The following is a 12,046-nucleotide window of genomic DNA, read 5'->3' on the forward strand; positions in this document are numbered from 1 at the left end:
CCCATGTCCAGAAAGGTGTCGTGGAACGCTCCGGCATGTGGTAGAACACGTTCCAGTTCGTTGTTCGTCCGTGGTGGGTGCGTCGTGTGCTCGTGCTGTACCGGCCACGTCCACCGAAGGATCTCGATGCACTGGTACACCGGCAACACCGTCTACGACACCGTCCTCACATGTGCGTTCGCGTTCGCCGCGTTCGTCATCGTCGGCGGGTTCTTCGCGCAGAGTTCGTACGGCAGGTTCTCCTCGACCAACCTCGGTTTCAACCTCAACCCGAAGCTCGGGTGGTGGCTGATGGAGATCCCCGCCACCGTCGTCTTCGCGATCTTCTACCTCACCGGACCCAACAGGTTCGAACCCACGTCGATGGTGCTCGCCGCGGTCTGGCTGCTGCACTACGCGAATCGCGGCTGGTTCTTCCCGCTGTCGATCCGGCAGGTGCCGGGCAAGCGCAGCACCTTCAACATCTCGGTCATCGCGATGGGCGTCATCGTGACCTCGATGCACGGCTACCTCAACGGCGCGTTCTTCAGCCACGACTACATGCATCAGTACGACACCGCGTGGCTCACCGATCCCCGGTTCCTGATCGGCCTGGTCGTCTACCTGTGCGGGTTCGCTTTGCTGGTGAACTCCGAATCCATCGTCCGCAACCTCCGGGACAAGAAGAACCCCGGCGCGACGGAGTACCGCATCCCGGAGGGCGGCGGCTTCCGATTCGTCTCCAGCCCCGCGTATCTCGGCGAACTGATCGCATGGGCCGGCTTCGCGCTGCTGACATGGTCGCTCGCGGGCGTCGTCATCTTCCTCATCACCGCCGGCAACCTCATCCCGCGCGCCCTCGCGACGCACAAGTGGTATCGGGACAAGTTCGTCGAGTACCCGACCGACCGCAAGGCGTTGATCCCGGGCCTCGTCTGATCGGTTTGTCAGGCGTCCGGGGCGTTCATCGTGGCGGCGGCACAGGTTTCGGACAGGCCCCAGGCCTCGCAGCACGGGATACCGAGGCCCAGGACGAACTCGACGGTGTCGGGTGAGATCGGGGCGGCCGCGGTCACCGCGATCTGGACACGGTCGAGACCCAGTTTCTTCCTGATCGTGGTGAGGACCAGCCGGTCCGCCAGAGTGTGCTGGACCAGTAGTTTCCGTGGGAGTGGTGCGCCGTCGGATTCGAGGCGCGCCTTCCTCCGTCCGACGCCGATCGCCCTTCGGTGACCCCGTGGTGCCGGAGGTGTCGATGACGGTCAGAACGTCGTTGGGTCCGACGGCTTTCCATGCTCCTTCGAAGTCGAAGTCGAAGTCGAAGTCCGGGTCGCCGTTCGCCTCGAGGTCCTCCAGGCTCGTGGTGCCTTGCGGGTGCGCCGTCCACGCAGACGGTCGTTTCGACCGCGGTGCCCTGCAACGCCTCCCGCACGACGGGCAGGAACTGCTCCTCGCAGACCACGACCCGATTCCCGGCGTTGGTCAGCACGTATTCGAGCTGCTCGGGGGCGAGCGTGTTGTAGACAGAGAAGGGGGTCGCGCCCGCGTGGAGCGCTCCGATGTCGACGAGGTGGATTCGGGTCGGTTGGTCAGCATGATGCCGACGGTGTCCCCGTGGCGAACACCGAGTTTCGCCAGACCGGCGGCGATCCGGCGGACCCGCTCGCCGTACCGGCGCCAGGTGATGACGACACCGTCGTCGGGGGTGCGGAGCGCCACGACGTCCGGGTGGGTCGCGACGGGTGGACTGGAACGCCTCACACAGTGTCCGGGGTTTCGCGCCGGTGACCGGGGGCATCGTGATCCTCCTCGATGTCGTCGACCCCAGCTTTCTCAGGGCCGGTACAGCCTGCGAATCAGCTTGGCCGCGCGCTCGGTGTAGGGCGGGTAGGCGATCCGGAGATCGGGCTTGAACAGCTTGACCAGCACGGCCTTTCGATGGCTGAGTTCATCGAACCCCCACTTGCCGTGGTACCGCCCCATCCCGCTGGATCCCACGCCTCCGAACGGAAGCTGGGGCGCCACGCGCTGGTAGCTGAGGTGATTGACCACCGCGCCGCCGGAGCTCACTTCGGACAGCACCCTGCGGCCGGTCCGGGTGGACTTCGTGAAGACGTAGGCGGCCAGGGGTTTCGGTCGCGCGTTGACGAAGGCGATCGCCTCGTCCAGCGAGTCGACGGCGAGCACCGGCAGGATCGGCCCGAAGATCTCCTCCCGCATGACCGGCTCGTCGGGGCTCGGGTCCATCAGCACGGTGGGCTCGATCGTCAGCGCGGCTCGATCGGATCCGCCGCCGTGCGCAACCGTGGCCTCGGTGTCTGCGAGGTACCCGGCCAGCCGGTCGAACTGATGCTCGTTCACGATCCGCACGCCTCGCCCAGGTGGTCCCGCCCGGAACTCCTCGAGGCTGCGCACTATGTGATGCACCAGCTCGTCCCGGGCGGCGCGCTCGACCAGCACGTAGTCTGCCGCGATGCAGGACTGGCCGGAGTTGAACACCTTCGTCCAGGCGATGCGACGGGCGGTGACGGCGAGGTTCGCGTCCCGCATCACGATCGCGGGGCTCTTGCCGCCCAGCTCGAGGGTTACCGGCGTCAGGTGCGGCGCGGCCCCCGCCATGATCTTCCGGCCGATCTCGGTCCCGCCGGTGAAGACCACGTGATCGAGGCCCTGAGCGAGCAGGTTCTGGGTGGTGCGCCCGTCGCCCTCGACCACGGCGACGGCATCCGGGTCGAGGTACTCGGGCAGCAGCCGGGCCAGCAGGCGCGACGACGCGGGTACCAGCTCCGAAGGCTTGATCACGGCACAATTGCCTGCCGACACGGCGGCGATCAGCGGTCCCAGCGTGACCGTCAGCGGGACGTTCCACGCCCCTATGATCAGCACCACCCCGAGCGGCTCGTACTGCACCCACCCCAGTGCGGGCATCTGGTGCAGCGGCAGTCGTCGCGGCCTGCTGAGCATCCACCGGCGTACCCGTCTGCGTGCGTACGCAGCCTCGAGCCTGACGTCGAGGACGTCGATCATCCAGGACTCGAAGGTGTCGCGGCCCAGATCCTCGGCGAGGGCGCGGGTGATCTCGTCCTCGCGCTCGTTCAGCATTCGTTCGATGCCGCGGAGCTGTTCGATCCGCCACTGCGCGGTTCTGGTGCGTCCGCTCGCGTGCACCTTCCGAAGCCTGGCGACGACTCCCGCGATCACATTCGTGGTGTCCGAATCGGTTGCGCCGGTTTCTGCCTGATCGGTGGTCATGACGGCCTCAGCTCCATTGTGCGGTGGCACAGCTGTATCAGTGCGGCCGACGCGCGACGGGATCGGCCGTTTCACGGGGTGCGGTATCGCCCCATATGTCTCTGATCAACAGTGGTCGCTGATCGAGTGACCGTCAAGACCTCGAGCTCAGTTGTTGTGCTTGCGATCTGCGTGCCCGAGGTCCCGGTCCGGCACGACCGCGTCACGCACCAGCTTCTTGAGTGTCACGATGTCGGGAAAACCGCTGTCGCGCTTACGATCCCACACCAGTGTGTCGCCCGCGGTGACCTGGAAGATCCCGCCGGTACCGGGAATCATTGCCACCTCGCCGAGTTCGGTGCCGAACGTGTTCAGCAATTCCTGTGCCATCCATCCGGCTCGGAGCAGCCAGTTGCATTGCGTGCAGTACGTGAGCGTGACGCGGGGCGAGGCGGAGGTCATGGCTCCAGGGTGGCAGACGGACCGCCGGCTACGCCCCCCAGCGCGTTCAACCACAGAGTCGTCAGGTGCGCGGACGCCTCCTCCAACGCCGGGGGCTCGCCGAAAACGAACCAGATGTACGCGCATCGTTCCGTCATGGCGCCGAGCATCGCGGCAGCGGCATCGACGTCGAGATTCGCGTCGATCAGGCCCTCGTCCTGCCAGCGGGTGAACGCGCGGCAGGTTCGCCCTTGGTAGTAGCGGCGCCGGTCGGTGAGCGCCCGGCGTGCCTCTGCGCTGGAGAGGGCGGCTTCGCCGAGTACCTTCCAGAAGTCGGAATTGCGTTGGAAGGCTTCAAGGTACAGCAGGTTCGTCTCGGCTATTCGGGCACGCGGTTGATCCGGTCCGGCGACTGGGGACGAGAGTTCGCCGTAGACCTCGTCCTCGACGTCGATGATCAGATTCGTGAACAGCTCGTTCTTGTCCTCGAAGTACCGATAGAACGTACCGACGGAGACGCCTGCTTCTGCGGTGATGTCCGCAACGCGTGCCTGATGGAAGCCCCTTTCGGAGAAGACACGCCGGGCTGCGCGCAGGAGCGATCCGCGGGTGCGTAGCCCCTGGCGGGTCATGGACGTCTTGTCGCTCATTTCGTCAATCCCTCGGTGGCAGCGACAACGACAACGCGGCACCAGAGGTCGGTCAGCTGGTCCGCGGCGGCATCGATCGCTGGAGGGCGGTCATCGAGCACGAACCACTGGAAGGCGCATTGTTCGGTAGTTGCGACGAGAGCGAGCGCGGTGAGGTCGACAGGGACGCCGGGCGTGACCAATCCGGCCTCGACCCAGGCGGCGATCGTGTCGCGCACGTGGGCGACATAGACCTCTCGCCGTGCGGCCAGCATGCGGCTGATGTCGCGATTTCCGAGTGCCGCCTGCTCGACTCGTCGCCAGAATGCGGCGTGGCGTGCGAACTCCTCGAGATAGTGGTGGGCATTCGTGCGAATCCACTGGTGGACGCCGTGTTCCGGTGACCAGGATGCCGGCATGATTGCGGCGTCCAGTTCGTCGAGCATGGCTTCGAAGACGAGTTCCTTCGAACTGAAGTACGTGTAGAAGCTGCCCGACGCGACTCCGGCTGCCGTCGTGATGTCGGTGATGCGTGTGTCGAAGAAGCCGCGATCGACGAAGACGTCTCGGGCGGCCGTCACGAGGAGAGTTCTGGTGGGCGTCGATCCGGTGGTGGATTCGGCCGCACGGGAGTTGCGCTTGTTGTCCATACCCCGCCCTGGTTTGCGCCCCGATCAGGGGCGTTGTCTGTTGCCGGTGCCCGATCCTACTCGGCGGTTCGCTGCCGACCGCCCGGCCCGATGGGTGCTGAGGTGAGGAATTATTCAACGTGGCTGGAGGCTCCTCTGCGCAGCGCGACGCGGATGGTTCGTGTCCTTGAACGCTGATGTTTAACACAGTGATTCGGCTATACGTGCTAGATCGCATCGAATTCGTCCAGTCATTGACAACCGTCGACTCCGGGTGGATAGTCGCCTCACCTGAATGGTTCTTCAATAGGCTCGAATGACCCTGGATGTGAGGGCGGTTCAATTGAGAGATCTAGAGGGATCCGTCGCTGTTGTCACAGGCGGCGCCCGCGGTATAGGTGCAGCGATCGCCAAGCGGCTGGCGGCGGCCGGTGTGGATGTCGCGGTCTGGGACGCGCCTGAATGGAACGATCCGCCGCTCGGATACGCCCTCGGCGATGAGGCTGACCTGCGGGATATCGAAACGGAAGTCCGTGCGCACGGGCGCCGTGCGCATGCGATCGCCATCGACGTGCGTGACCCGGACGCCGTCGAGTCCGCGGTGGCCGAGACCGTGTCCGCGCTCGGCGGGCTCGACATACTCGTATGTGCGGCGGGCGTGCGGAGTGCTGTACCCGTTGCCGAGATGACCGACGTGCAGTGGGAGTCGGTGGTCGATACCAATCTGCACGGTGCATATCACTGCATCCGGTCGTCGCTCGCGCACCTCGAGTCGTCCGGTTCGGGCCGCGTGGTGATCGTGGCCGCGGAGGAAGGCAGACGCGGTGCTGCCGGACTCTCCCACTACGCCGCAGCAGCGTGGGGGTTGATCGGGCTGGCCAAGTCGTTGGCGCTCGAGTCCGCGGAGTTCGGGCTCGCGGTCAACGTCCTCGCTCCCGGTCCCGTCGATACGACGATGTCGCGGACCTCCGACTTCTGGGCCCTGGCGCAGGCCGGGCGTGCTGGAAACGACCCGGTGGGAGAGGTGAACGAGGAGTCCGCCCGTAGCGCCCTCGAGCTGATTCACCCCAGCAGATCCGCGTACGTGTCGATCGAATCCATCTGTGATGCGGCGATGTTTGTGATCGGGGCAACGGGGCTGGATATGACGGGATCGGTGCTCGATGTCTCGGCCGGATTGGCCGCAACCAATACGGCGTGAGGAGAGGTGATGAGGAGCTTCGAAGGACGAGTCGTCGTCGTGACCGGTGCCGGCAAGGGCCAGGGACGTTCCCATGCGCTGTCGTTCGCGCAGCAGGGCGCGTCGCTGGTGCTGTGTGATCTGGGACAACAGATCCCGTGCGCGTCGCCGATGTCGACTCCCGAGCAGTTGTCGGAGACGGCCCGGATGGTCGAGTCGGTCGGTGGTCAGTGCATCTCGATGCTGGCGGATACCCGTTCGAGCGCCGACATGGACAAGTTGGTCGGCGCTGCCGTCGAACGGTTCGGCAGGGTCGACGTCTTCGTCGCGAACGCCGGCCTCGCATCGTTCGGCCCGCTTCGCGACATGTCTTATGACGTTTGGCGTGAGGTGGTCGACGTCAACCTCACCGGCGTCGCGACGAGCATTCGAGCGGTTGTGCCGCAGATGATCGAACAGGGGAGCGGGCGGATCATCGCGACGTCGTCGTCGGTCGCGCGAGAGGGCGGGCCCAACAACGCGAACTATGCCGCCTCGAAGTGGGGTGTCATCGGGTTCGTCAAATCACTGGCGATCGAGCTGGCACCGCACAACATCACGGTCAATGCTTTCGCCCCGATGTCGGTGTCGACAGACATGTGTCACAACCAGTTGACCTATCGGCTGTTCCGGCCGGACCTCCGAGAGCCGACGACCGACGACGTGCGTGAGGTGTTCGCAGGACTCAATCCCATGGGTGTTCCGTGGCTCGAGGTGGCCGATGCGAGTGCGGCAGTGCTGTTCCTCGCCTCGGACGATGCCCGGTACGTCACCGGCAACGCCTTCGACGTCGCCGCCGGATGGAACGCATTCCACGTCGCGTAATCACTTCTCGTGCTCCCCCCCGAATTCAGATCTCAGCAACAACGAAGGAGTTCTTCGATGACGATCGACCCGAAGCATCTTCTGTCGGACCTCGCTCAGGGCGGACCTGCCCTGTTCTTCCCGGACCCGCCGACTGCAGTCACGTTCAACTTCGACCAGGGCATCGCCGCCGAAGAGACGTTTCCCATCGAGGACTTCAAGGAGCTGATGGGTGATGTGCTCGACCGTGACGGCGGGTTGGCGCTGGAGTACATCTCGTTCGATTATGACAAGTCCAACGACCAGATCGTCTATCTGCCCTCCTACATCGAACTGATGCTCGGCCACACCGGTCTTCGGGCGGAGCTGGCAACGTGGCTGGGCCGGACCCAGGGGATCGGCGGTCTCGGCGCGGACAACTTCATCCTGACCTCCGGGTCGGTCCAGGCAATCGCTTTGGCGGTCAATGCATTCGTCAACCCCGGCGACGGCGTTCTCGTCGAAGCGGCAACCTTCCCGTATGCAATGCGGTTCATGCAGATGCGGGGTGCCGACATTCGAACGGTCGACATCGACCAGGACGGCCTTGTCATCGAGTCCCTGGAGGCACGTCTGGAGGAGTTCCGCCGGGACGGCGTGAAACCGAAACTGCTGTATGTGATTCCGACATTTCAGCTTCCGACATGTGTGGTGATGCCGGAGGAACGCCGTCGGCGCCTCCTCGAGATCGCCGAGAAGTGGGAACTGATCGTTCTCGAGGACTCGATCTACGCCGATCTGCGCTACGGCGGAGATCCGGTGCCCTCACTCCGAAGCATGGACACCTCCGGTCTGGTCATCCAGTCTCACGGGTTCTCGAAGGTCCTCGCCCCTGCACTGCGTCTCGGGTGGATGTGCGCATCCGAGCAGATGATTCACGCGTTGGCCTCGGTCCGGCAGGACCTGGGCGTCAGCCAGTGGATGTGCCGGATGATGGCCGACTACCTTGCCCAGAACAAGCTCGATCCGCACATCGAGAGGGCAAACGCCGTCTATCGCCGCAAGCGCGACATCGCGGTGCAAGCCGTGCGTGAGCATTGCGGCGGTCTGGTCGACTTCGATGTGCCTGACGGGGGCTTCTATCTGTGGTTGCGGATCGACGACTCGGTGGACTGGGATCGAGCCCAGCACGCCGCTGCGATGAGTGGCGTCTTCTGTCGACCCGGCGAGAAGTTCCTCGGAAGGGAAGCGGGGCAGGGCTATCTGCGGCTGGCGTACAGCCATGCCCCCGACCACGAGATCGAGCGCGGGATCAAGGCGCTCGGTGACGCCATCACCTCCAACGTCCGGGCCACCGCATAGTCCGAAAACTCTGGAGCCTGCCCCGAGTTCTGCGGTGGGCACTCCATCGACCGAGTGAGAGGGATTGACATGACCGTGTCGGTAACACAGCGATCCACGCGCCGTCGCCTGTCGAGGATCATGCTCGGCGTTCTCGGGGCGGTGACGGCGACCGTCATGCTCGTCGGATGCGCCGGCGCCACCGGTGACACCGCAACCGATCCGGGTTCTGATCCGGCTGGTAGCGAGTGGTTGGCCGCCGCTCAGGATGCGGCGCAGGCCGCCACCACGGTTCCCACCGTCATCCGAGCGGCCCAGCTCGGTCCGGTGACCCCACCTGCGACCCGCACCATCTTCTTCGTCGGGTGTGACCAATCGATACCCGGATGCGTTGCACAGGTGGCAGGGGTTCAGGAAGCGGCCGCTGCCCTCGGATTCACCGTGAAGGTGTGCGACGCGAAGGCCGACGTCGCGTCCTTCCAGAACTGTATGAGCCAGGCGGTGAACGCCAAGCCCGACGTGATCGTCAACAATGCCCGGCCCGCGGCGGATGCCGCCGAGGCGTACGCCGGGGCGCACGCCGCCGGGATTCCCGTCATCGGCCAGTTCACCTCGGAGCAGCCCGATCCCGCCAAGGGAAACACCGTCGAGGTTGGCAACGTCTGCCGTCAGGAAGGCGAAATGCTCGGCAACTTCATCGTCGCCGAAAGCGGTGGTAAGGCCGACGTCGCAGTGTTCGCCGACACCGTCTACGGGTGCAACGGGCAGCGCGCAGAGGGAATCGAGGCCGCCCTCGACAAGTGCGACTCGTGCAAGACCACGATCAAGCGATTCTCGGCGGCCACGGCGCAAACGGACCTACCTCCCGCACTCCAGGCGGCCATCCAGTCGAATCCGAAGCTGAACTGGATTGTAGGAACACCCGGATTCTCCGGTCTGATGGCATCGGACGCGGTTCGTCAGGCGGGCAAGGCCGACTCCATCTCGGTCGGAACCTTCGACGGCGACGAACCGTCACTGGCGCTGGTGCGCAAGGGTGACATCATCAAGGCCGACGTTGCCTCGGGTGTGTACGAGAACGGGTGGACTGTCGTGGACGCGGCCGTGCGTCTCGCCGCCGGTCAGTCGATCCCGGACGGGATCTCGAACCCGACCCAGCTCCTGATGACCCAGTCGAGCGTTCCCCAGAACGGAACCTACGAGGGTGCAACGGGTTTCCGAGAGCAGTTCGAGACGCTGTGGGGTGTCGCGTGATCTCGGATGCGCCGGGTAGAGGTGAGGGTGCGTGATGACGGCTCTCGAAATGGCCGCTATCACCAAGACCTATCCGGGACAGCGCGCGCTCGACAATGTGGACTTCGCGGTCGCAGCCGGGGAGATTCATGCCCTGCTCGGCCACAACGGATCGGGAAAGTCGACGCTCATCAAGGTGATGTCGGGATATCACCTACCGGATTCGGGAGCGGGAGGTTACTCGGTAGCCGGGAAGCCGATCAGGTTCGGCGACGTGGCCGGGATACGCAACGCGGGAATGCGGTTCATCCACCAGGACATCGGGATGGTCGAGGGCCTGACCGTCCTCGAGAATCTGAGGCTCGGTGTCGGGAACTACGACGCCCGCCGCCTCGGTCGCATCAAATGGCGCCGTGAACGTGAACTGGCGAGACGCAGCCTCGAAGAACTGGATCTGGGCCACATCGACCTCGACGCCCCGCTCTCGGATCTGACCGCCGTGGAGCGGACCGAGGTCGCGGTCGCCCGAGCCCTCGGGGACCAGAGTTCGGTGACGGTGCTCATCCTCGACGAGGCGACGGCGGCGATGCCCTCCGAGCAGGTCGGCAACTTGTTCCGCCTGGTCCGTCGGCTCGTCGAGCGCGGCGTGGGAGTCGTCTACGTGACCCACCGGCTGGAGGAGGTCCTCGAAATCGCGGACCAGGTGACCGTCCTCCGGGACGGCAAGGTGGCCCTGCGCTCGCGGGTTGCCGACCTGACGGGAGCGGAACTGGCGCGGGTGATCGCGGGCACGGAGTTGACGCCCGTGCGAAGCCCCCGGAACGAGGGCCGGGTGCGGGGCGATACTCGTCTCGAGTTCGTCGACGTGGTTGCAGGCAGGGAATTGAAGGGCGCCAGCTTCTGTGTGCGAGCCGGCGAGGTTGTCGGCATCGCGGGACTCACCGGATCCGGAGTGCACGAGGTAGTGCGACTGCTGCAGGGCGGTGCCCGAGTGGTCTCGGGGGAGGTGAGGGTGGAAGGGCGACCCGTGGGTCGATTCGGAACCCGGCCGATGCGCGAACACGGAGTGGCAGTACTGCCCGGCGAGCGGCGCCTCAAGGCGATCTTCACGATGTCGGTGGCCGAGAACATGACGATATCGAGGCTCCGGCCGCTGTGGCGCAGGGGAATCCTCAGCCGGCGAGCGGAACGGACCGAGGTACTCGCCGGGATCGATCGCTTCGGCATCCGCCCGGGAGACCCGGACCGGCCGATCGAACTGCTCAGCGGCGGCAACGCCCAGAAGGTGTTCGTTCTCCGCTGGCTGCGCATCGATCCGCGTGTACTCGTCCTCGAAGAACCTACGCACGGTGTCGACGTCGGAGGATCAGCGGAAATACTCCGAGTCGTGTCCGAATCGGCAGCGCGGGACGGCATCGCAGTCCTGCTCTGTTCGTCGGATACCGACGACCTCGCAGCAGCGTGTGATCGCGTCCTGGTGTTCCGGGACGGGTCTGTCCAAGCAGAGCTACAGGAGGAGGAGATCACTCGTGAAAGAATCGTTGGACTCTGTTACGCCCCGTCCTGATCTCTCGGCGCGCGACATCGCCGGGACTCGTGCCAGACGCACGTCCGTGAACTCGCTCGCATCGAAATGGGCCGGCCCGGCGCTGCTGCTCGCGATGATCATCGGATTCACGATCGCCCTCCCCGGCGTATTCCTCACCAGCAGCAATCTCGTTGCGGTGGTGAACAACCAGGCGATCGCCGCGATAGTTGCGCTGGGGCTGCTGTTCCCGCTCGCTGCCGGTGTCTTCGACATCTCGATCGGAGGTGTGATCACGCTGTCGGTGATCTCCTCCGCGTCGATGTTCCAGGCGACCTCCGGCAGGATGCCGGTGATCGCGGTCATCGTCGTTGCCCTCCTGGCCGGATCGCTGGCGGGATTCGTCAACGGCCTCCTCGTGGTTCGACTCCAGATCGATCCATTCATCGTGACTCTGGGAACCGGCTCGGTCTTCCTCGGGCTGTCCCAGCTCGTCGCGAACGGCAAAGCGGTATCGGAGAACATCCCGACCGCATTCACCGACCTCGGGCGGGGTGAGATCCTCGGGATACCCAACCCCATCGTGTGCGTCATCGTGCTGGCGGCGATCGTGTACTACGTCCTCGAACACACCCCGCTCGGGCGCATGATCTATGCGACCGGCGCCGGTCGTGAGGCCTCGCGGTTGGCGGGGGTGCCGACGGATCACATTCTCTACCTTGCATTCTGGGCTTCGGCATTCTGCGCAGCCCTGGCCGGACTCGTGTACACGGCCCGCATCGGCACGGGGCAGCCGGATGTCGGCGGACAGTATCTGTTGCCGTGTTACGCGGCCGCCTTCCTGGGATCGACCATGATCAAGCCGGGACGATTCAACGTCCCAGGTCTGCTCGTCGGTCTCGCGATCATCGCAATCGGAATCAACGGACTGCAGCTGTGGGGCATCCCCTTCTGGGTCATCTCCACCTTCCAGGGCGGCGCTCTTGTCCTCGCCGTGGTCCTCACCAAGATTCGCAAGACCCCGAAGACGACCTGA

At 65.1% G+C, this 12,046-nt stretch carries 11 protein-coding genes and 1 pseudogene; 7 read left to right on the forward strand and 5 right to left on the reverse strand.

Features of this window, described 5'->3' with window-relative positions:
* Nucleotides 1-126 precede the first annotated feature (126 nt).
* Nucleotides 127-918 carry a methyltransferase gene (locus DEU38_RS10160; RefSeq protein WP_114720636.1) on the forward strand — a complete coding sequence of 264 codons (792 nt, stop codon included), beginning with the start codon at nucleotides 127-129 and terminating at the stop codon, nucleotides 916-918.
* A gap of 23 nt (nucleotides 919-941) precedes the next feature.
* On the opposite strand, the pseudogene DEU38_RS29675 reads toward DEU38_RS10160, so the two are convergent.
* From DEU38_RS29675 to DEU38_RS10185, 5 genes and pseudogenes are all read right to left on the reverse strand, one after another.
* Nucleotides 942-1,777 (reverse strand): annotated as a pseudogene (locus DEU38_RS29675) (AMP-binding protein); the annotation flags it as partial.
* Between the two features lie 35 nt (nucleotides 1,778-1,812).
* On the reverse strand, nucleotides 1,813-3,231 hold the full coding sequence (locus tag DEU38_RS10170) for an aldehyde dehydrogenase family protein (protein WP_114720639.1): 1,419 nt from the start codon (nucleotides 3,229-3,231) through the stop codon (nucleotides 1,813-1,815).
* A gap of 147 nt (nucleotides 3,232-3,378) precedes the next feature.
* On the reverse strand, nucleotides 3,379-3,672 hold the full coding sequence (locus tag DEU38_RS10175) for a SelT/SelW/SelH family protein (protein WP_114720642.1): 294 nt from the start codon (nucleotides 3,670-3,672) through the stop codon (nucleotides 3,379-3,381).
* On the reverse strand, nucleotides 3,669-4,301 hold the full coding sequence (locus tag DEU38_RS10180) for a TetR/AcrR family transcriptional regulator (RefSeq protein ID WP_114720644.1): 633 nt from the start codon (nucleotides 4,299-4,301) through the stop codon (nucleotides 3,669-3,671). The genes DEU38_RS10175 and DEU38_RS10180 overlap by 4 nt, the downstream gene beginning before the upstream one ends.
* Nucleotides 4,298-4,930 carry a TetR/AcrR family transcriptional regulator gene (locus DEU38_RS10185; protein ID WP_114720647.1) on the reverse strand — a complete coding sequence of 211 codons (633 nt, stop codon included), beginning with the start codon at nucleotides 4,928-4,930 and terminating at the stop codon, nucleotides 4,298-4,300. Before DEU38_RS10185 ends, DEU38_RS10180 begins: the two co-directional genes overlap by 4 nt.
* Nucleotides 4,931-5,225: 295 nt before the next feature.
* Between DEU38_RS10185 and DEU38_RS10190 the strand changes: the two genes are divergently transcribed.
* From DEU38_RS10190 to DEU38_RS10215, 6 genes are all read left to right on the forward strand, one after another.
* Complete coding sequence (locus DEU38_RS10190) at nucleotides 5,226-6,110, forward strand: SDR family NAD(P)-dependent oxidoreductase (protein WP_114720649.1); 885 nt, start codon at nucleotides 5,226-5,228, stop codon at nucleotides 6,108-6,110.
* A 9-nt stretch (nucleotides 6,111-6,119) separates the two neighbouring features.
* Nucleotides 6,120-6,953, forward strand: coding sequence for a mycofactocin-coupled SDR family oxidoreductase (locus tag DEU38_RS10195; RefSeq protein ID WP_114720652.1), 834 nt, complete (start codon nucleotides 6,120-6,122; stop codon nucleotides 6,951-6,953).
* Nucleotides 6,954-7,010: 57 nt separating this feature from the next.
* A complete protein-coding gene (locus DEU38_RS10200; protein WP_114720655.1) occupies nucleotides 7,011-8,273 on the forward strand; it encodes a PLP-dependent aminotransferase family protein in 1,263 nt (420 codons plus the stop codon).
* A 69-nt stretch (nucleotides 8,274-8,342) separates the two neighbouring features.
* Nucleotides 8,343-9,506 (forward strand): sugar ABC transporter substrate-binding protein, encoded by a 1,164-nt coding sequence (locus DEU38_RS10205; protein WP_114720657.1) that lies wholly within the window; start codon nucleotides 8,343-8,345, stop codon nucleotides 9,504-9,506.
* 34 nt (nucleotides 9,507-9,540) lie between these two features.
* Complete coding sequence (locus tag DEU38_RS10210) at nucleotides 9,541-11,052, forward strand: sugar ABC transporter ATP-binding protein (RefSeq protein WP_114720660.1); 1,512 nt, start codon at nucleotides 9,541-9,543, stop codon at nucleotides 11,050-11,052.
* A gap of 46 nt (nucleotides 11,053-11,098) precedes the next feature.
* Nucleotides 11,099-12,046 (forward strand): ABC transporter permease, encoded by a 948-nt coding sequence (locus tag DEU38_RS10215; protein WP_114720663.1) that lies wholly within the window; start codon nucleotides 11,099-11,101, stop codon nucleotides 12,044-12,046.

It is taken from the genome of Rhodococcus sp. AG1013, assembly GCF_003350365.1.
In the GTDB taxonomy this organism is placed as follows: domain Bacteria; phylum Actinomycetota; class Actinomycetes; order Mycobacteriales; family Mycobacteriaceae; genus Prescottella.

What these genes read in the sequence shown, in the direction of transcription:
- DEU38_RS10185 (WP_114720647.1), bottom strand. Translation starts at nt 4,930, where the DNA reads ATGGACAACAAGCGCAACTCCCGTGCGGCCGAATCCACCACCGGATCG.
- DEU38_RS10175 (WP_114720642.1), bottom strand. Translation starts at nt 3,672, where the DNA reads ATGACCTCCGCCTCGCCCCGCGTCACGCTCACGTACTGCACGCAATGC.
- DEU38_RS10195 (WP_114720652.1), top strand. Translation starts at nt 6,120, where the DNA reads ATGAGGAGCTTCGAAGGACGAGTCGTCGTCGTGACCGGTGCCGGCAAG.
- DEU38_RS10210 (WP_114720660.1), top strand. Translation starts at nt 9,541, where the DNA reads ATGACGGCTCTCGAAATGGCCGCTATCACCAAGACCTATCCGGGACAG.
- DEU38_RS10205 (WP_114720657.1), top strand. Translation starts at nt 8,343, where the DNA reads ATGACCGTGTCGGTAACACAGCGATCCACGCGCCGTCGCCTGTCGAGG.
- DEU38_RS10160 (WP_114720636.1), top strand. Translation starts at nt 127, where the DNA reads ATGCACTGGTACACCGGCAACACCGTCTACGACACCGTCCTCACATGT.
- DEU38_RS10170 (WP_114720639.1), bottom strand. Translation starts at nt 3,231, where the DNA reads ATGACCACCGATCAGGCAGAAACCGGCGCAACCGATTCGGACACCACG.
- DEU38_RS10180 (WP_114720644.1), bottom strand. Translation starts at nt 4,301, where the DNA reads ATGAGCGACAAGACGTCCATGACCCGCCAGGGGCTACGCACCCGCGGA.
- DEU38_RS10200 (WP_114720655.1), top strand. Translation starts at nt 7,011, where the DNA reads ATGACGATCGACCCGAAGCATCTTCTGTCGGACCTCGCTCAGGGCGGA.
- DEU38_RS10190 (WP_114720649.1), top strand. Translation starts at nt 5,226, where the DNA reads ATGACCCTGGATGTGAGGGCGGTTCAATTGAGAGATCTAGAGGGATCC.